15 protein-coding genes and 2 pseudogenes are annotated in these 17,344 nt (G+C 70.4%); 6 read left to right on the top strand and 11 right to left on the bottom strand.

Features of this window, described 5'->3' with window-relative positions; genetic code table 11:
• Positions 1 to 66: 66 nt before the first annotated feature.
• Both HNV26_RS22105 and HNV26_RS22100 read right to left on the bottom strand, forming a co-directional pair.
• Positions 67 to 1,362, bottom strand: coding sequence for a M20/M25/M40 family metallo-hydrolase (locus tag HNV26_RS22105; protein WP_171440474.1), 1,296 nt, complete (start codon positions 1,360 to 1,362; stop codon positions 67 to 69).
• A gap of 223 nt (positions 1,363 to 1,585) precedes the next feature.
• A complete protein-coding gene (locus HNV26_RS22100; protein WP_171440473.1) occupies positions 1,586 to 2,962 on the bottom strand; it encodes a hypothetical protein in 1,377 nt (458 codons plus the stop codon).
• Between the two features lie 180 nt (positions 2,963 to 3,142).
• Between HNV26_RS22100 and HNV26_RS39495 the strand changes: the two are divergent.
• Together HNV26_RS39495 and HNV26_RS38545 are read left to right on the top strand one after the other, a co-directional pair.
• Positions 3,143 to 3,328, top strand: a pseudogene (locus HNV26_RS39495) (TIGR02269 family lipoprotein); the annotation flags it as partial.
• A 60-nt stretch (positions 3,329 to 3,388) separates the two neighbouring features.
• Positions 3,389 to 3,586: pseudogene (locus tag HNV26_RS38545) on the top strand (double-CXXCG motif protein); the annotation flags it as partial.
• On the opposite strand, the gene HNV26_RS22090 reads toward HNV26_RS38545, so the two are convergent.
• From HNV26_RS22090 to HNV26_RS22075, 4 genes are read right to left on the bottom strand one after another with little or no spacing between them, the layout of a single operon-like run.
• Positions 3,583 to 4,791, bottom strand: a complete 1,209-nt coding sequence (locus HNV26_RS22090; protein ID WP_171440472.1) for an MlaD family protein — start codon at positions 4,789 to 4,791, stop codon at positions 3,583 to 3,585. The pseudogene HNV26_RS38545 and the gene HNV26_RS22090 overlap by 4 nt on opposite strands.
• Positions 4,788 to 5,606, bottom strand: a complete 819-nt coding sequence (locus tag HNV26_RS22085) for an ABC transporter ATP-binding protein (RefSeq protein WP_171440471.1) — start codon at positions 5,604 to 5,606, stop codon at positions 4,788 to 4,790. The genes HNV26_RS22090 and HNV26_RS22085 overlap by 4 nt, the downstream gene beginning before the upstream one ends.
• 6 nt (positions 5,607 to 5,612) lie before the next feature.
• Positions 5,613 to 6,419 (bottom strand): MlaE family ABC transporter permease, encoded by an 807-nt coding sequence (locus HNV26_RS22080; RefSeq protein ID WP_171440470.1) that lies wholly within the window; start codon positions 6,417 to 6,419, stop codon positions 5,613 to 5,615.
• Complete coding sequence (locus HNV26_RS22075) at positions 6,416 to 6,919, bottom strand: hypothetical protein (protein ID WP_171440469.1); 504 nt, start codon at positions 6,917 to 6,919, stop codon at positions 6,416 to 6,418. The genes HNV26_RS22080 and HNV26_RS22075 overlap by 4 nt, the downstream gene beginning before the upstream one ends.
• Positions 6,920 to 7,236: 317 nt before the next feature.
• On the opposite strand from HNV26_RS22075, the gene HNV26_RS22070 reads away from it, so the two are divergent.
• Positions 7,237 to 7,626, top strand: coding sequence for a hypothetical protein (locus HNV26_RS22070; protein ID WP_171440468.1), 390 nt, complete (start codon positions 7,237 to 7,239; stop codon positions 7,624 to 7,626).
• Positions 7,627 to 7,628: 2 nt separating this feature from the next.
• Here the strand turns inward: HNV26_RS22070 and recF are convergent, their stop codons facing one another.
• Together recF and HNV26_RS22060 are read right to left on the bottom strand one after the other, a co-directional pair.
• Positions 7,629 to 8,771, bottom strand: coding sequence for a DNA replication/repair protein RecF (gene recF, locus HNV26_RS22065; protein WP_140859988.1), 1,143 nt, complete (start codon positions 8,769 to 8,771; stop codon positions 7,629 to 7,631).
• Between the two features lie 40 nt (positions 8,772 to 8,811).
• The gene (locus HNV26_RS22060; protein WP_171440496.1) at positions 8,812 to 10,881 is read right to left on the bottom strand and encodes a PAS domain-containing sensor histidine kinase; all 2,070 of its coding nucleotides are present in this window, start codon (positions 10,879 to 10,881) and stop codon (positions 8,812 to 8,814) included.
• A gap of 42 nt (positions 10,882 to 10,923) precedes the next feature.
• Between HNV26_RS22060 and HNV26_RS22055 the strand changes: the two genes are divergently transcribed.
• Positions 10,924 to 12,033: a DNA alkylation repair protein gene (locus HNV26_RS22055; RefSeq protein ID WP_171440467.1), complete on the top strand. Its 1,110-nt coding sequence runs from the start codon at positions 10,924 to 10,926 to the stop codon at positions 12,031 to 12,033.
• A 5-nt stretch (positions 12,034 to 12,038) separates the two neighbouring features.
• Here HNV26_RS22055 and HNV26_RS22050 read toward each other — a convergent pair whose 3' ends face one another.
• Positions 12,039 to 12,332 carry a hypothetical protein gene (locus HNV26_RS22050; protein ID WP_253816893.1) on the bottom strand — a complete coding sequence of 98 codons (294 nt, stop codon included), beginning with the start codon at positions 12,330 to 12,332 and terminating at the stop codon, positions 12,039 to 12,041.
• 119 nt (positions 12,333 to 12,451) lie between these two features.
• Between HNV26_RS22050 and HNV26_RS22045 the strand changes: the two genes are divergently transcribed.
• Both HNV26_RS22045 and HNV26_RS22040 read left to right on the top strand, forming a co-directional pair.
• Complete coding sequence (locus HNV26_RS22045) at positions 12,452 to 13,084, top strand: DUF1990 family protein (protein WP_171440465.1); 633 nt, start codon at positions 12,452 to 12,454, stop codon at positions 13,082 to 13,084.
• Positions 13,081 to 14,346, top strand: a complete 1,266-nt coding sequence (locus HNV26_RS22040; protein WP_171440464.1) for a DUF1990 family protein — start codon at positions 13,081 to 13,083, stop codon at positions 14,344 to 14,346. The genes HNV26_RS22045 and HNV26_RS22040 overlap by 4 nt, the downstream gene beginning before the upstream one ends.
• Positions 14,347 to 14,457: 111 nt before the next feature.
• Here the strand turns inward: HNV26_RS22040 and HNV26_RS22035 are convergent, their stop codons facing one another.
• Both HNV26_RS22035 and dnaN read right to left on the bottom strand, forming a co-directional pair.
• Positions 14,458 to 15,768 (bottom strand): hypothetical protein, encoded by a 1,311-nt coding sequence (locus tag HNV26_RS22035; RefSeq protein WP_171440463.1) that lies wholly within the window; start codon positions 15,766 to 15,768, stop codon positions 14,458 to 14,460.
• A 101-nt stretch (positions 15,769 to 15,869) separates the two neighbouring features.
• Positions 15,870 to 16,976: a DNA polymerase III subunit beta gene (gene dnaN, locus HNV26_RS22030; protein ID WP_171440462.1), complete on the bottom strand. Its 1,107-nt coding sequence runs from the start codon at positions 16,974 to 16,976 to the stop codon at positions 15,870 to 15,872.
• Positions 16,977 to 17,344 lie beyond the last annotated feature (368 nt).

Below are 17,344 nucleotides of genomic sequence, written 5' to 3'. Positions count from 1 at the left end.
TCGGGACATTCGCCGCGCAAAAACCCCCGACATTTCCGAACAGCACGCCACCAGACGCGCCCCGCCTCAGAGGCGGACGAGCAGCTCGCGGAGAATCGCGAAGCCCTGCCGGAAGTCCTCCAACCGGGCCTGCTCATTGGGGGCGTGGTAGTACTGCATGTCCCCGAAGCCCGTAATCTGCACGTCACAGCCCTGTCGTTGCAGGTCCCTCACGAGCGGCAGCGAGCCGGTGAGCGAGAAGGGCGTGGGCGACACACCGCGCACCACCTGCATGGCCTCCTTCAGGGCGCGCAGGCCCTCCGAGTCCAGCCGGCACGCGATGCCCTCGGTCCCCTCCCCCTGGAAGCGGAACGCCAGCTCACCGCGCTTGCCGCCCGCCGTGCGGGTGCGTGGGAAGTGCGCGGGGGCGTCGTCGCGCTCCAGCCGGGCGTCGAGCTCCGCCATGTAGTCCGTCACGGCCTTCTGCACCTCCGCCAGGTCGTAGAAGGGCGTGAGGCGGATGTCGCCGCGCAGGACGACGTCGGCGGGCACCTTCGTCTCCTTGGTGTTGGGCGCCTCCACCACGGTGGCCTTGAGACTGGAGGACGACAGGAAGCCCCAGCGCTTCTCGTCCTCCGTGGGCGGGAAGCGCTCGTGGAAGAAGCGCGCCAGCTCCAGCGACGCGGCCATGCCCAGCTCCAGCGCATTGACGCAGTTCTGCGGCATGCCGGAGTGGCCGCCCACGCCCGTCACCTTCAGCTCCCACAGCGACACGCCCGCCGTGCCCAACGTGGGGCCGAAGTTGGCGCTGTCCAGCCAGTACACGGGCTGACCGTCGAGCGGCTTGAGCATGCCCTGCTCGGCCACGTAGTTGAGACCCAGGCCCGGCAGCTCCGAGGACTCCTCGTTGGAGATGAGCACCACCTTCAGCGTGCGGCTGGGGCGCACCTTGCGCTCGGCCAGTTGGGCCAGCAGGTCGGTGAGCACGGCGACGTGCCCCAGACAGTCGGTGACGCCGCGCCCGTAGAGCACGCCGCCGGGGCCCTCCCACAGCTCGAAGGGGCTGCGCTCCCAGCCCTCCGCCTTCTGGTCCGCGGGGACCACGTCGAAGTGCGCGCCGACGAAGCCGATGGCGCCCTCTCCCTCACCCGGGACGGTGAGCACCAGACAGGGGCGCGACGCCTGGCCCGGCCCCGCCACGGACTCCGCCTGGATGAAGCCGCTCTCGATGTGCGGCGCCAGGGTGTCCAGCACCACCTGCGCGGCGAGCCGCTCCTCGGGCACCAGCCCCGCGCCAGGGTTGTTCTGCAGCTTCGGAGTCAGGGCGATGAGCCGCCGGAGCACGTCGAGGAAGCGGTCCTCACGCAGGGCAAGAGCTTTCATGAAACGGATTGGAGCCCAGGCGCGAGGTGGAAGTCACCGGAAACGAACAGGCGCCGATGCCGATACGGGGGCACGGGCGGGCCTATCGTGGCGCGGTGGACGAAGTGGCCCGCACAGCCCGGGTGACGCGGCGCTCCACCTGGGGGCTCCGACGCGCGCGGCGGCACGGACGTGGCGGGGCACCTGACGCGCGCGCTGGCGCGGCCCGCACGCGGCGGATGGCTCAGCGCCGGCCGAGGAACTGCGGGTCGGACCAATCCCAGAGCCGCTCCGGGTGCTCATCCACGTCGAGCGGCAAGCTGTTCCACCGGTACACCGCGCGCGAGCTGGCGCCGTGGACATGGAGGACCAGGCTCAGCACGGCCAGCACCGCGAAGGTGGCCGTCAAGCCGCGCCGGGCCTCGGGGCCTTTCCACTGGAGCGCGCGCACCACGGGGACGAGGAAGAAGACGAGGTAGGGCACCATGTCCGAGAAGAAGCGCGGGCCATACGAGTGCCCCGCCCACCAGTGCGGAAAGGTGGAGATGGCGGCCCAGTGCAGCGCGACCACCGCGACCAGCACGGCATGCAGCCGGGTGAAGGTCCGGGCGCGCAGGTCCATCCACAGGCCCCAGGCACTCATGAGGAGCACGGGGGTGAACACGAGCAGCCCGCGCGCGGGGGACACGAGGTTGCCGGCCAGGGCCTCGGCCACGCGAGAGGCGGACAGCTCCAGGCGCTGCGGTTCGTAATAAGGCGCCAGCACGGAGCCGTAGTGGATGAGGTTCACCGCCACCCACGGGATGGCCACCGCGAGCGCGCCCGCGAAGAACTTCCAGGCCTGACGTGGGTAGGTCCACAACACGTAGAGCGACAGCACCAGCACGGAGAGGCTGTTGGTGGGCCGCATGACGTAGGCGAGCGCCAGGGGAATGCCCGCCCAGGCCACGTGACGCGGAGCCTCGCGCGCGCGGACGAGGCTGAGGAGCACCAGGGTGAGGCACAGCAGCGAAGGGCCGTGCTGCCACAGGGCGCGGCTGGCGGTGGAGAGCAGCGGCGTGCAGAAGACGAAGACGGCGGCGAGCAGCAGCGCGCGCTGGCGGGACAGGTGCAGCGCGGTGCCCAGCATGAACATGACGACGCCAGCGAGCGCGGTCAGCGCGGAGGCGAAGAGGCGCTGCGGGCCGTTCCACGCATCCAGGTCCACGCCGCCGGTGGCGTCGTAGATGTGGCGCCAATGCGCCAGGGGCTTCGCCAGGGCCGGGTGCAGCGTGCCCACGGGCGTGGCGAGGCGCACGAAGCCATCCACCAGCACCACCATGGGCACGGCAACCAGGGAAGGCCCCAGGGGGAAGTAGTTGTAGAGGTGGCCGTCACGCTCGTAGAGGCCGTGACGGTACGACTTGAAGGTGGGGGCGTATTCGTCCAGGTCGAGGTTCCCTTCACGCAACAGAGACAGCGTGGTGGGGAGCGTCAGCTTGGAGTCGAAGGGCGTGTAGACGGGGAACGCCGCCAGCGCCGCGAAGAAGCCCACGAAGAGCAGCACCCGCCCCGCCCAGCTGCGAGAGGTGGGGCGCGCGGGCGCGGAAGCCACAGGGGAGGAAACAGCGGATGAGCTCATCGCGGCGGGGCCTCCTCGCGCGCTCCGGCAGCGGCGCGTTGGAGGGCCGCCGTCTTAGTGGCTCGGAAGCAGGAAAGCCAGAAGCAGGCTCAATACCAAAGCATGGTGGCACCGGGGCGCTCTGCGTCACGTTTGGATAGGCTGCCACGGGTGGCATGGCACCAGCGCCGGGGGGCATGAATGGACAGCAACCGGGCACTCGTCGCGTGGTTCCTCGCGCTGGTCTTCACGGGATGTGGGCACACCGCGCAAAAATCCCAACATGCATGGGGACAAGTGCCACACGGAGAAGGCGAATCATGTACTCGCGTGGACCGGTGTGTCACGTGGGTCTGCGCAGGAGCCGCAGAATGCGGCCTGGAGGTCCTCGTGCACGGAGCGTTGCATCCAACCAGCCACACTCCGGACTAGCAGTCCCCCTGTCCCTGGTGTGGCAGCCACCGGAACGGCTACCCATCCGAGTCCGCCGTGCTCGCCGCAGGCACCTTGCCCGAGGACATCGACCTCGTCCGCCTTCGCGACTTCAAGACGGTCATCGTCGCGACCGAGCGGTTCGTCGAAGCCGTGAAGCAGCTTCGACTCAGCGACATCGCGTCCCGCGAGCTTTCCGTCCGCCCAGGCTAGGGCTGGGCCGCAGGCTCCCCAGGCGCAGAGGGGGGCGTCCCCGCCGGAGCCGCGACTGGCGCTTCGGAGCGTGGCTCCACGCCCTTCACCTTGCCCACCTGCTCCAAGTCCTGCCGGTTGCTCAGGGAGAAGCGCACCAGCGCGCGGAGGATGCGGTTGCGCTTCACGTTGCCAATCACCTCGCGCAGGTCCTCGTACACCGTCGGGTCGCTGATGAGCCCGCCCACGGTGCCGTCTCCCTTCGCCACGGTCGCCGTAATCTTCTTCAGGTCCGCCGCCGCGCTGCCCAGGTCCGCGAACATGCCGCTCGCGTCGCCGTACACCAACTGGTGCACCGCCCCGTTGGGACTCTTCTTCGCATCCTCGATGAGCCCCGCCAGCTGCCCTGCCGCCGCCCCCAGCTCCGTCAGCGCCTTGGCGCCGTCCTGGCCGTAGACGAGCGCGTGGGCCGTGCCATCTCCCGTGCGCACCTCGCGCAGAATCCCCTCCAGTTCGCCCAACGCGCCATCCACCCGCGCCGCCGCGCTGGACGCGTTGGCCAGCAGCCCCCGCACCTCGCGCCCGGCCTGCTTGTCGTAGACGAGCGCGTGCAGCACGCCCTCGCCCTTCTCCACCTCTTCCAGCAGCGCTCGCAGCGCCGCCACGCCGCGCGTCACGTCGTTGGCCATCTCCGGGTTGGCGTACGTGTCCACCGCCGCCCGCAGCGACTTGCTGATGGCCACCGAGTTCTCCATCACCTGCGACGCCCCGTTGAGCAGCGCGGACAAGTCACCGCTCGTGGACGACTTGAGCACCCCACCCGCCTCCACCGGCGGTGACGTGGGGCTGCCCAGGGAGATGTCCACCGCCTTGTCGCCCAGCACGCCCATGCTGGACAACTGCGCCACCGAGTCCTGACGGACGCGGTCCGTGTAGCGCGACGACACCTGGAACTGGACCTCCAGCCGCGGGTCATTCGGGTCGGGCGAGAAGACGATGCCCGTCACCCGCCCCACGTTGAGACCGCCGAGCCAGACGGGCGACTCGTCACTGAGGCCCTGCACGTTGGCGAAGTAGGCGCGATACATCGTCTTGCGCTCGAACAGGCGCGACTGCTGGCCGATGACCATCACCACCACGCTGGCGACCGCCAGCCCGACGGCGACGAACAGCCCCGTGCGCAGCGCCAGGCGGCGCTCGGTTCCAGCGGGAGAGAACAGGCTCACGGCGCGCCTCCGGGGAACAGCTCCACGCGGCGCGCGTCGAGGAAGGCACGCACCTCCGGGACGGTGGAGTGGAGCATCTCCCGCGGACTCCCCACCTGCACGATTCTCCGATTGGCCAGCATGGCGATGCGGTCTCCCACGGTGAACGCGCTCACCATGTCGTGGGTCACGACGATGGAAGTGCAACCGAGCCGGGTCTTCATCGAGTTGATCAACACGTTGATGGACTGTGTGGTGACAGGGTCCAGGCCCGTGGTGGGCTCATCCCAGAGGATGACCTCCGGCTCCGTGGCGATGGCCCGCGCCAACCCCACCCGCTTGCGCATGCCGCCCGACAAGTCGGCCGGCATCAGCCGCTCCGTGTTGGGCAGGTCCACCAGCGCCAGCTTCTCCGCCACGCGGGCACGGACCTCGTCCGCCGGCATGTCCGGGAAGTGCTCGCGCAACGGGTACGCCACGTTCTCCCCGACGTTCAGCGAGTCGAAGAGCGCCGCGCCCTGGAACACCATGGCCACGTGCCGGCGCACCGGAATGAACTGCTCCTCCGTGAAGCGCGTCAGGTCGTGCCCCTGGAAGAGGATGCGCCCGGTGTCTGGCGACAGCAGTCCGATGAGGCACTTGAGCAGCACGCTCTTGCCCGTGCCCGAGCCGCCCATCACCACCAGCGTCTCACCGGCGCGCACGTCCAGGTCCATGTCGTCATAGACGCGCTTGGCGCCGAACGCCTTCGTCAGGTGCTCGAAGTAGATGAGCTGCTCACCCGGCCGGGGCGGCTGGAACGCGAACTCGGAAGGGGTCTGGGACGAGGAGCGCATGGCACGTCACAGGCTCAGCGTGAGCTGGGTGATGAAGAAGTCCGCCAGGCACACGGAGACGGACGTGGTCGCCACCGTCTGGGTGGTGGCGCGGCCCACGCCCTCCGTGCCGCCCTCCACGGTGAGCCCGCGGAAGCAGCCCACCAGGCCGATGATGAGTCCGAACACCGCGCCCTTGAACACGCCCGAGGCGAAGTCCGGCATCAGCACCGCGTCCAGCGCGCCCTGGAAGAAGAGGTTGAGCGTAATCGCGTACTGGAAGTTCACCACCAGCGCGCCCGCCACCAGGCCCACGACGTCCGCGAACACGGTGAGCACCGGCAGCACAATCAGGCACGCCAGCACGCGGGGTACCACCAGCTTGCGCAGCGGGTCGGCGCCCAACGCGCGGATGGCGTCCACCTGCTCCGTCACCGTCATGGCGCCCAGCTCCGCGGCGATGCCGCTGCCGATGCGCGCGCCCACGGTGAGCGCGGTGAGCACCGGCGCCAGCTCGCGGAACAGCGTGAGGATGACCACGCGGCCCACGGTGTACTGCACGCCGAAGCGCGACAGGAAGTAGCCGAACTGCAACGAGATGACGAGCCCCGCGAACATCGCGGTGAGCAGGGCGATGGGCAGCGAGCGCACGCCCAGCGACTCCGTGTGGAACACGAGCCCGCGCCAGTCATAGGGCGGACGCACCGCGCGGCTGAACACCTGCCCCGTCATCCGCGACAGGGCGCCCAGTGACTCCAGGCGCTCCTTCGCGCGGTCCATGAGGCTCGGGGGCCCGGACGCCGCCGCGTCCACCTCCGGCTGCCGGGTCGTCATCCCTTGCGCTCCGATTCGAAGCCGGCCAGCAGCGCGTCGAAGTCCGCCATGCGCCCGTCCGCGAGCCCTGGCGGCGCCACGTAGGTGAAGTCGAACACGCAGTTGTCCTTCTTCAGCACCACCAACTCCAGTTGCACGGGCACGCCGTCCATCTTCGCCAGGTGGCGGCTGCGCAGGGCCTCGCGCCCATCCATGGGGATGCGCTGTTCAGCGATTTCCTGCCGGTCCGTGAAGCCCGCCAGCAGGTGCCGGGTGAGCACCTGGAGCGACGGGTCATCATGCCCCTGGCACGTGGCGTTGACGGAGAGCGCGCGACCGGTGCCCTCCTCGGCGAAGGCGAGGTCGTTGTCCTCCAGCCGCACCTGCTCCCAATACGCGGGGAGCTTGCCAATGCGGTAGCGCACGGCGGGCTTGGTGAGGACGGAATCCTCGAACGTCGTCCTGTGACAGCCCGCCAGGGGCATGACCACCAGCAGGCACAGCAACGTCATCCGCGGCATGGCACCGTTCTTCGTGGCTCTCTTCCGGCCCTGCGACCAAGTCATGCGTCACAAGCCGCGCACCTGCAAGGAATTCCATGTCGTGCGGTGGGGGCCAAACGTCCACTGTCACACCTCTGAATCCATCCTGGCACGTCACATTCCCGCCACCCGAGGTGCGCCGGCCGTCCGCCATGGCACCAACCAGTCTGCGCGAGCGTCCATCCGCGGGCAGTCCCCGGCCACGCCGCGCGACCCCAGCTTTGACCTGACGCACGTAAGCCGTCCGGCTCGGACAGCAGTGCCCCACGCTCGACACGCGGACAAGGAGGACCCTCATGGACGGCGGACTCGCGATATTCGGCCTCGGCCTCTTCCTGCTGGGAATCGCCAACCTGTACACACGGCACAGCTACTGGCTGGCTGTCTCCGTGCTGCTCCTGTCCGTGGTGTCCATGGGGCTGGCCTTCAGCGAGTCCAAGCGGCTGCGCGACGTGTCGCTGGGCATCGGCGTCGCGCTGCTGCTGCTCACTGTCATCGCGCTCGCCGTGGGCACGTCGTGGTGGCTGCCGCTGGCCACCTTTCTCTTCGCCGTAGCGTACGGCGTGCTCTGGGCGGAGTACCGCTTCCCCTTCTTCAAGCACGTGGCGCCGGGCGACGTGCCGCACCACGGGGAGCGGCGCTTCCACGTCCACTGGCCCTGGCACCGTCGGCGCGTGACGCCGTGACCTCAGCTGGCGGGAGGCGGCTCGGCGTCCGCGCGCACCGCCACCTGCCCGCCGTGCACGTCGAGCCAGAGCGTGTCGTCCGCCGCCGCGCCCCGCACCAGCGAGCCATCCGTGGTGGTGAGCACCACCTGCGCGCCGCTCTGGGCCAGGTAGCCCATGAGGTAGGCGTTGCGCTCGGGGTCCAGCTCGCTCGACACGTCGTCCAGCAGCAGCAGCGGCAGGAAGCCCATCGCGGCCTCCAGGTTCTCGATTTCGGCGATCTTCCAGCCGAGCACCAGCGCCCGCTGCTGTCCCTGGCTCGCGTAGGCCCGCGCGCTGCGGCCTCCCAGCGTCACCGAGACGTCGTCCGAGTGCGGCCCCACCGAGGTGAAGCCCCGCTCCATGTCCCGCCGCAGGCGCGCGGAGAGGCTCTCCCGCAGCATGGCCGCCAGCGCCGCTTCGTCCGCGGCGGCGAAGTCGCCCTCCAGGTGCGCGGGGCGGTAGTTGTACACGGCCGGGTCCACCGTGCGGCCAATGGAGGCGAAGGTCGCCTGCGCCCTGGGCGCCAGCTCCGCCATCAGCGCGCGCCGCCGCGAATAGATGCGCGCGCCAGCCTTCGCCAGCGTCTCGTCGTAGGCCTCCAGATACACCGCGTCCACGGTGTGCCCTTCGCGCAGCAGGCGGTTGCGGTTCTTCAAGGCCCGCGCGTACTCGCGGCTCTCGCGCAGGAAGGCGGGGAAGCGGTTGAACACCGCCCGGTCCAGGAAGCCGCGCCGTGAGTCCGGACCGCCCTTCACCACCTCCAGGTCATCCGGCGTGAAGGCCACCACGGACACGCCGCCGAAGTAGTCCTCCAGGCTGGAGGCCTTCTTCCCATCCACGAAGGCCTGCCGCGTGCCGCCGCCCACCTCCACGGCGATTTCACGCTCGGCGCCCTTGAGCAGGAAGCGCCCCGTCACCCGCGCGCCCTGCGAGCCCCAGCGCACCAGCTCCGACAGGCGCCCCGCGCGCAGCGGCTTGAGCGTGGCCAGGAAGTAGAGGGCCTCCAGCAGGTTCGTCTTGCCCTGCCCGTTCTGCCCCACCGCGATGGTGGCGTGGGCGCTGGGCGTGAGCTGGACCTGGGGGAGGTTCCGGAAGTCGTGGACGTGAAGCGCGAGGAGGCGCACGGCCCCCTCCGTATAACCTCTCCGCTCCCCGGCGGGGGACCTATCTCGCGGGCTGGAGCGGCAGCTCCACCACGAAGGTGGCGCCCTCGCCGGGCTGGCTGTCCACCTGGATGGTGCCGCCCAGGGCCTCCACCAGCGTGCGCGTCACGTAGAGCCCCAGGCCCATGCCGCCGTAGTTCCGCTCGGACACGGCGCGCTCGAACTTCTGGAAGATGCGCGCGTGGGCCTCCGAGTCGATGCCAATGCCCCGGTCCTTCACCCACAGCCGGGCGCCCATGCCCCCTGGCGCCACGTCGATGTGCACCGGTGCGCCCGCGCCGTACTTGAGCGCGTTGGACAGCAGGTTGGAGACCACCTGCTCCAGCCGCAGCCGGTCCCACACCCCTTCGAGCCCTTCCGCCCGCGTGACGCGCAGCTCGCAGCCAGCGCGCGCGGCCTCCAGCTCGAAACGCGTGGCCACCTCGCGCACGAGCGAGGGCAGGTCCACCGGCTCGAACCGGAGCTTCAACCGGCCGGTGCTGATGCGCGACACGTCGAGCAACCCGTCCACGAGCTCGGCCAGACGCGTCACCTGCCGGCGCATGGCCTCCACCTCGCGCCCGTGACGCTGGGCCAAGGCGGACTCCGGGTCCGCGTGGATGGCGCGCACGAAGGACTGGAGCCGCAGCCCCAGTGACGTCAGCGGCGTCTTGAGCTCGTGGCTGGCCACGGACAGGAACTCGTCACGGGCACGCACGGCCTCCTGGAGGTGCTGCTCCACCGTCTTCAGGCGGGTGATGTCCAGGAAGGGAATCACCACCACGGATGGGTGGCCATGCATGGCGGGCAGCGTCTCCGACGAGATGCTGAGGGCGTACTGGCCCGCGGGCGTGTGCCAGTGGACCTCCAGCCCCTCCAGCCGCTCGCCCCGGGCCGCGCGGTTGGAGGGGATTTCATCCACGCTCAGCCGGCGGCCCTCCAGGTCCGTGACGTGGAAGTGGTCGCCATACGCGGTGGCGGGCACGTCCTTGGGGATGTGCAGGCCGTAGAGCCGGTCCGCCGCGGCGTTGGAGAAGTTGAGGTCGCCACTGGCCGGGTCCGCCATCACCACCGGCATGGGCATCAGGTCGAGCACGGCCTCCAGCCACTTCTGCTGGCTCTCCACGGCCTGGCGCGCGAACACCTGTTCGGTGACGTCGAAGGCCAACGTCACCAGGCCGTCCACGAGGCCGCGCTCATCGCGCAGGGGCTCGAAGATGATGTTCCAGAACCGGGTCTCGACGCGGCCGGCGCCCTCGTAGTCGATGGTGACGGGGTACTCCCGCGCGGTGGCGCGCTCACCCGTCTCCAGCACGCCCCGGTGGAGGCTCAGCAGCTCCGGGGACAAATCCGGAATGGCCTCCTCCTGGGTGCGCCCGTTCAGCTCGCGTCCGCCCATGAGCTTCTGGAGCAGCGGGTTGGCGAACTCGTAGCGCAGCTCGTAGCCGCGCAGCACGCTGAGGGCCACCGGCGCCTGCGTGAAGACCTGGAGCAGGTTGCGCCGCTCCACCAGCGCCGCCTCACGGGCCGCCAGCTCCGCCGTCATGTCCTTGTACGCCACGGCGAGGTGCGTGACGCCGCCGCTGGAGGAGACCAGGGGGAAGCCGGTGCAGGAGATGGCGATGCGCCGCGCCTCGGCGGGCGCGCGGACGTGCGCCAACTCCTTCACGTCGTACCAGAAGACCGGCGTCTGGACGCGCTCGCCCGACACGACCCGCTGGAGCAACTTCGCGTAGCCCAGCTGCGCGAGCAGCTCGTCCTTGAAGAGGCTGTACTCGGGTGGGGGCGCCGCGCCGAACATCGCCAGGAAGGCGGGGTTGGTGAGCAGACAGTGTCCGTCCGAGGAGAAGACGGCGTAGGGCACCGGCGAATGGGTGAACAGCCCTTCGAGCAGCGCGAGCGAATCCGGCACCTCGGCGAGCTGTTCGCGCAAGGAGCGGGGCTCCGTCACCACGGACCTGCTGCGCGTGTCCTGACTCCAGTGCTGGCCCGTTCGCGTCGCCACGGGGCCAGGGCCTAGCAGAGCCACCCCGGGCTGCCCAGTCCACCGTTGTCCAGCCGCCTGCCCACCACGGTCCCCTGGCACGCACATGGTGCTGGTGCAGCGGCGAGCCCATGCCAGGATGCGCGCCCCATGGCTGACCACCTCAAGACCTTCTTCGATGCGCGGCTCGTCGAACGCCTTGGCGCGTCACTCCACGCCGCGGCGCCTACCTTCCCTCGCGCTGCGTTCATCCGAGAGGCCGCGAAGGGCCTGGATGGCCATGAGTTGATGGACCGGGCGCGTCATATCGCGGGCGCGATGCACCGTGCGCTGCCCCAAGACTACCCGGAGGCGGTGGAGGTGCTGCTGCGCTCGCTCGGCCCCCGGACGGAGGCCACGGAGGGAGGGGCCATGGCGACCTTCTTCTATCTGCCGCACACGATTTTCGTGGCGGAGCACGGCCTGGAGCACTTCGAGCCGTCCATGCGCGCCCAGCACGCGCTCACCCAGCGCTTCACCGCGGAGTACTCCATCCGGCCCTACCTGGAGCGGCACACCGCGAAGACGCTGGCCCGCCTGCGCGAGTGGACAGAGGACCCGAGCGAACATGTCCGGCGGCTCGTGTCAGAGGGCACGCGCACGCGCCTGCCGTGGGCCTCTCGGCTGCGCGAGTTCCAGAAGGACCCCACGCCGGTGCTCGCGCTGCTGGAGCGGCTGAAGGACGACCCGGCGCTGTACGTGCGCCGCTCGGTGGCCAACAACCTGAACGACATCGGCAAGGACCACCCCGCCCTGCTGGTGCAGGTGGCGACGGCGTGGATGAAGAACGCCACGCCGGAGCGGGAGTGGCTGGTGCGCCATGCGCTGCGCTCGTCCATCAAGCGCGGAGAGCCCGCGGCGCTGGCGGTGGTGGGCGCGCGGCCGCCGTCAGGCATCGAGGCCCGCGTGACGAAGCTGCCCCGCCGCGCGGCGCTGGGCGACACGGTGGAGGTCCACTTCGAGGTGACCAACCGCTCGAAGCAGCAACAGACGCTGGTGGTGGACCTCGCGGTGCATTTCCAGAAGGCGAACGGCGAGGCACGGCCCAAGGTGTTCAAGGTGCGCGAGCTGCTGCTTGGCCCGGGACAAGCGGAGACGGTGAGCAAGCGCGTCTCCTTCGCGCAGCTCTCCACACGCAAGCACTACGCCGGGCCGCACCGCTTCGAGGCCCTGGTGAACGGGCAGGGATTGCCGCTGGGCGTGGTTCAGGTCGACGGCTAGGTTCCTCACCGCGGTCCGAAAATCTTCACCAGCTTGTTGTAGACGCCCATCACCAGCAGAGGTGACACCCACTGGCCAATGAAGCGGCTGGGGCGCGAGCGGCCCGTCACCTCCAAGACGAAGGAAACGCCCATCGCAGCGAGGCTCGCCACCAGGAACACGTGCGAGGGCACCTTCGCCGTCTGCTGTTCAATCAAGCGCGTCAGTGACGCTTCGGCGTGCTCCGCTCGCACCACCGGGGGCACGTCCAGGTACTCATGCTCTGAAGCCCGGCTCGCCGGGTTGACGTCCGTCTCCATGCTCCCTCCCAGGGCGGGCAGGCAGGCCCGCCGCATGCAGCGCTCTTCCGCCGGGCCGCGCCATGCAGCCCAGCGGAGAGGTCCCCATCATGGTGTGACCGATGGAGGCAAAGGGCGAGATGGCGAGCGACTCCATGCACACAGACGTCAACCCGTCAGGCGAACTGCAGCTCCCTGAAGAAGGGGCAGGCCCCCTGCTCCAGCGCGACTACTGGGCGGTCATCCGCGACTGCCGGGTCTCCCCCAAGGAGCTCATGCGCTGGGTGGCCGTGCGCTTCGCCGAGTTCGCCCCGTCCGAACTCTGCGTCTTCGAGCGCGGACACCCGGAACGCGAGGGCCAGCCGCTGACGCTGGGCGACGCGCTGACGGTGAAGATTCAGGGCGCGGGCACCTTCGCCGTGCGCGTCATCCACCAGGACGCCCAGAGCTTCACGCTCGGCACGCTCCACGGGCACCCGGAGGCGGGCCGCATCACCTTCGGCGCTTACCGGAACGCGCGCGACGATGTCATCTTCCACATCCGCAGCCGGGCGCGCTCCGGCTCGACGTTCCACTACCTCGGCTTCGTCACCGCCGGAGACGCCATGCAGACCAACACCTGGACCGAGTTCGTCCTGCGCGCCGCGCTGACGGCCGGTGACGGGGTGCATGGCGTCATCCACGCGGACACCACCGAGCTGGAGGACGAACCGCCCGGCGGCGACGCCGCCCACGGGCCCACCTTCCTGGCGCGGGGAGACGGAAGACAATGATTGAGTGGCGCTGGTTCTCCGGCTGGACGGAAGAGGAAATGGTGCCCCGGCTGGCGCGGGCTCGCACGCTGGCGCGCAACTTCCCGGAGGTCTCCGGGGAGATGACGCTGCAGGGCGGGTGGAGCCAGGTCCGCTCGGAGAGCGTGCTCGGCCGCGAGTCGCCAGGGAGCCCTGTCCCGGGAGGACTCTTCGAGCGCGCCCGGCAGGTGCTGGAGACCTTCGACTTCTCCGACCCGCGCATCGTCGCCTGGCACTTCTCCGCCGAGGAGCCGCTGCAGGGCCGCACGGTGCTGCTGGAGCTGCGCGCGCTGGGGCAGCAGCTGCGCTACCTGTGCGGCGTGCGGGTGGGGGGCACGCGCGAGGAGCACGACGCGGCGTGCAGCGTCTTCGGCTTCAGCTTCGAGACGCTCCATGGACACATCGAGGCCGGGCGCGAGTGGTTCCTGCTCAAGAAGGAGCACGAGAGCGGCGAGGTGCGCTTCCACATCGAGGCGGCCTGGCGTCCCGGCCAGTTCCCCAATTGGTGGAGCCGGCTGGGCTTCGCGATGGTGGCTCCACGCTATCAGCGCGCGTGGCACCGGCTGACGCACGTGCGGGTGCGCGAGCTGGCGTTGAAGCACCCGGAGCTCGTCGGTCAGCTCGCGAGCCACGGCCGGCTGGCGCACTCCGGCCATGCGCTGGGAACGGCCCCGGTGCAGTTCTTCGCGCAGCGGGCGCCAGGGCGGCGAGAAACGCAGTTGGAGGAGGAGATAGAAGCCATGAATCGAGGACACGGGTTGAGGGCCCTGGGATTGGGCGTGCTGGCGGGAATGCGGAGCATGAGCGCGCCGGCGCTGGCGAGCCGCTGGCTGACGAAGACACCGCCCGACAGCGAGGACCGGCTCGCCCGAGCCCTGGCGCATCCGTGGACGCCACGCGTGCTGGGCCTGCTCGCCGTGGGTGAGCTCGTCGTGGACAAGCTGCCGATGGCGCCCCCGCGTGTCGCCGCCGTGCCGTTGACGGGCCGGATGTTGTCGGGCGCCCTGGCCGCGGCCTCGGTGACGACGGAGCGCCAACGCGGCGGGCGGCTCGCGGCGGCGGCCCTGGGCGCCCTGGCGGCGCTGGCATCGAGCTGGGCCTTCTATTCACTGCGGCGCACCGCCACGAAGAAGCTGGGCGTTCCGGACGTGGCCGTGGCCCTGACAGAGGACGCGCTCCTCGCGGGACTGGCCTCGCGGCTGCTCCCCGTCAGCGGGCATCAGGCCACGCTGTCGCCCGCGTGAATGTCTCGGCCCCGCACGCGGTGGCGAGCGTCTCCGCCACGCCGCCGCGCGGCCACAGGCACCCGCGAAAGCAAGCCCGACACGGCCAGCCGCGGGCCCCCGCGCCGCGGCCTAGCGCCCGCGCCACGCCGCCGCGCGGGCCGCATGCACCAGCGCGGGAAGGTCCTTCACGGCCGCCCCCGCGTCGGCCCCGATTTCCACCGTGGGAACCCGCGCCCGCTCGGGAGAGAACAGGCGCGCGGGTGTCTGTCCCTGGCCGCGAAGGAGGATGAACAGCCGCAGCGCGTCCCGCAGCCGCTCCACGTCCTCGCCCTGCTCGCCCCGAGCCCGCTGCGCCGCGTTCCACAGCCGCGCCCACGCGGTCTCCTCATCCCACGTGCCCACGGGACGCTCGCGAGACAGCGCGGCCAGCTGCGCGGCCAGCTCGAAGAGCCCGGCGCGCCCTTCGCCAAAAACCTCGCAGGCCGGAAGCCGCACCTCCCCGCCCACGCCGCGCAACCCTACGGCCCCGCCCGTCCGCGGCTGCGAGCCAGACGCCTCGGACGCGACCAGCCCCGGCCCGCCCATCCGAGGCTCCGCGCCCCGCTCGAAGCGCCCCTCGCGCGCCGCCAGCCACACCAACAGCGCCGGCACCTCGGCGTCCGCGGGCACCACCGGGGCCAGCCGTTCCTCCAACGAGGCGCGCAGCCGCGCCCAAGCCACGCCCCGCCAGAAGGCCGCGTGCAGAAGCAGCTCCGGTCCGCTGCGAGGCACCCGCTGCGGCGCGCGCGAGACGCGGGCCTGCAGGAAGCCCTTCACCTGCCCCCGCGTATCGAAGTGCTCCAGCCGCTGCCACAGCGCCGCCAGCGCCGTCTCCGCCAGCGGCAAGGCCCGCTGAAGCGCCTCCGCCTCCTCCACCGTGAAGGGCAGCACCCCTTCCGGCGCGGGCCGCTTGAAGACGCGCTCGAACACCTCCGCGGCGGCGCACGCGGCGCGCAGCTCCGGCAGGTTGCGCGGCAACAACTCCACCGCCCGTGCCCAGATGTGCCGCCCCAGGAGCGGCCCCGCCTCCAGCACCGTCTCTTCCAACTTCAGCAGCGCCTCGCCCAGCGTCGCGGGCCGGCCCTCCGCGGGCAGCCGCTTGAAGGCCACGCGCCGCACGTCCTCCCGCAGGCGCTCCACCTCGCGCATCAGCTTCATGGGCGCGGCGTTCGCCGGCCACCCTTCCGCGGCGGCGCGGCGCTTCAGCGCGGCCAGGGTGGCGTCCACCTCCGCCTGCGCGCGCGCCACCTCCAGCAGCAGCTCGAACTCCGAGCGCACCCGCTGCTTCCAGAAGAAGGACGCCAGCATGCCGCGTAGGGCGCGATAGCGAAGCCGCGTGGCCTCCAGGAGGTCCGCGCGGTCCTCCAGCCGGGCGCGCAGGTTGTCCGGGTGCGTGGCCATGCCCTCACCATAGGAAGGCACTGGCCGGGTGTCAGGCCCCCCCAGGGGGCCGACGCGTCGCGAGTGAACGGTGCGGGCCCGCTCGAGGGGGCCCACCCGGCTCACACGCGCATGGGCATGACGACGGCGGTGAAGCTCCGGTCGCCGGGGGCGTGGAGCACGCCCGGGCTGTGCTCGTCACCCAGCTCGAAGGAGACCTCGTCCGTCTCCGTCACGGCGAGCACATCCATCAGGTAGCGCGCGTTGAAGCCGATGGTGATGCCGTTGCCGCGGTAGGCCAGCTCCAGCACGTCCTTGGCCTCGCCCAGGTCCGGGTTGCTCGCGGTGATGATGAGCTGGTTCTCCTCCAGGCCGATGCGGACCGCGTTGCTCTTGTCCGCCGACAGCAGGGCGATGCGCTTGAGGCTCTCCAGGAGGCGCACCTTGGGCACCAGGACGACCTTCTCCCCTTCCTTGGGGATGACGCGCTGGTACTCCGGGAACTGGCCGTCGATGAGGCGCATCACCATGGTGAGGCCCGGCTTCTTGAACAGCGCCGAGTTCTCCGCGAAGCCCAGGTAGCACTCCGCGTCCGGCGCCTCGTCCAGCAGGCGCTTGAGCTCCATCAGGCCCTTGCGGGGGATGATGACGCCGCTCTTGAGCTTGAAGTCGCCCGGCAGCTCGCGCTCCACCAGCGCCAGCCGGTGGCCGTCGGTGGCCACCATGCGGACCTTGCCCGTGGACTGGGGCTCGAAGAAGACGCCGTTGAGGATGTAGCGCGTCTCGTCGCTGGAGATGGCGAACTGCGTCTTCTTGATCATCTCCAGCAGCGTGTTGCCCCCCACCTGCACCAGGGGCGCGTTCTCTTCCTTCGGCAGCTTGGGGTACTCCTCGGCCGCCATGCCCACGATTTTGAAGTGGGCCGAGCCGCTGGAGATGTCCACGTAGTTGTTGGCCAGCTTCTTCAGCGTGACCTGCGCGTCCGGGAGGTTCTGGACGATGTCGAAGACGTACTTGGCGCTCAGCGTGACGGCGCCCGTCTTGATGACCTCGGCCGGGTGCTCGGACACGACGCCGATGTCCAGGTCGAACGCGGTGACGGTGATGCCGCCCTTGTTCGCGGTGACGAGCACGTTCGCCAGGATGGGCATCGTCGTCTTGCGCTCCACGATGCCCTGGGCGCGGTAGAGGGCCTTCTTCAGCTCGTCGGCGGCGATGCGGAATTCCATCGGAGGGCGTCCTTACGGGTCTCGGCCGCGAAGGCCGATCTACGAGGCCGGATGTAGCCCCTGCACTCCCCTCCGTCAACGAACCCTGAGCGACGCGGGAGCATCAATGTCCACCTGCAACTGACCGCCAGTCACCAATTCGCGAGACAGACTGGCCCCTGGCAGCGAGCCGGAGCACACTGGCGCCTCTTTCCTCCCCTGGAGCCCGTCATGAACAGCCGCTCGCTGGTGCTCGCCGCCCTTGTCCTAGGCTTCGTCTCCGGATGTAGCAAGCCGCCCGCCGCGACGTCCTCGCCACCGGCGAGCGAGAATGGCCCCCCCTCCAGCGAGAACGGAACGCCCACCATGACCCGTCTCTTATACACAGC

This window comes from Myxococcus xanthus, from assembly GCF_013116825.1.
Classification (GTDB): Bacteria; Myxococcota; Myxococcia; order Myxococcales; family Myxococcaceae; genus Myxococcus; species Myxococcus xanthus_B.
This window is presented reverse-complemented; position numbering and strand designations above follow the sequence as displayed.

Excerpts from the sequence above, each read along its gene's own strand:
- HNV26_RS22105 (WP_171440474.1), bottom strand. The coding sequence starts at position 1,362 with ATGAAAGCTCTTGCCCTGCGTGAGGACCGCTTCCTCGACGTGCTCCGG.
- HNV26_RS22100 (WP_171440473.1), bottom strand. The coding sequence starts at position 2,962 with ATGAGCTCATCCGCTGTTTCCTCCCCTGTGGCTTCCGCGCCCGCGCGC.
- HNV26_RS22085 (WP_171440471.1), bottom strand. The coding sequence starts at position 5,606 with ATGCGCTCCTCGTCCCAGACCCCTTCCGAGTTCGCGTTCCAGCCGCCC.
- HNV26_RS22080 (WP_171440470.1), bottom strand. The coding sequence starts at position 6,419 with ATGACGACCCGGCAGCCGGAGGTGGACGCGGCGGCGTCCGGGCCCCCG.
- HNV26_RS22075 (WP_171440469.1), bottom strand. The coding sequence starts at position 6,919 with ATGCCGCGGATGACGTTGCTGTGCCTGCTGGTGGTCATGCCCCTGGCG.
- HNV26_RS22070 (WP_171440468.1), top strand. The coding sequence starts at position 7,237 with ATGGACGGCGGACTCGCGATATTCGGCCTCGGCCTCTTCCTGCTGGGA.
- HNV26_RS22060 (WP_171440496.1), bottom strand. The coding sequence starts at position 10,881 with ATGTGCGTGCCAGGGGACCGTGGTGGGCAGGCGGCTGGACAACGGTGG.
- HNV26_RS22055 (WP_171440467.1), top strand. The coding sequence starts at position 10,924 with ATGGCTGACCACCTCAAGACCTTCTTCGATGCGCGGCTCGTCGAACGC.
- HNV26_RS22050 (WP_253816893.1), bottom strand. The coding sequence starts at position 12,332 with ATGGAGACGGACGTCAACCCGGCGAGCCGGGCTTCAGAGCATGAGTAC.
- HNV26_RS22045 (WP_171440465.1), top strand. The coding sequence starts at position 12,452 with ATGGCGAGCGACTCCATGCACACAGACGTCAACCCGTCAGGCGAACTG.
- HNV26_RS22040 (WP_171440464.1), top strand. The coding sequence starts at position 13,081 with ATGATTGAGTGGCGCTGGTTCTCCGGCTGGACGGAAGAGGAAATGGTG.
- HNV26_RS22035 (WP_171440463.1), bottom strand. The coding sequence starts at position 15,768 with ATGGCCACGCACCCGGACAACCTGCGCGCCCGGCTGGAGGACCGCGCG.
- dnaN (WP_171440462.1), bottom strand. The coding sequence starts at position 16,976 with ATGGAATTCCGCATCGCCGCCGACGAGCTGAAGAAGGCCCTCTACCGC.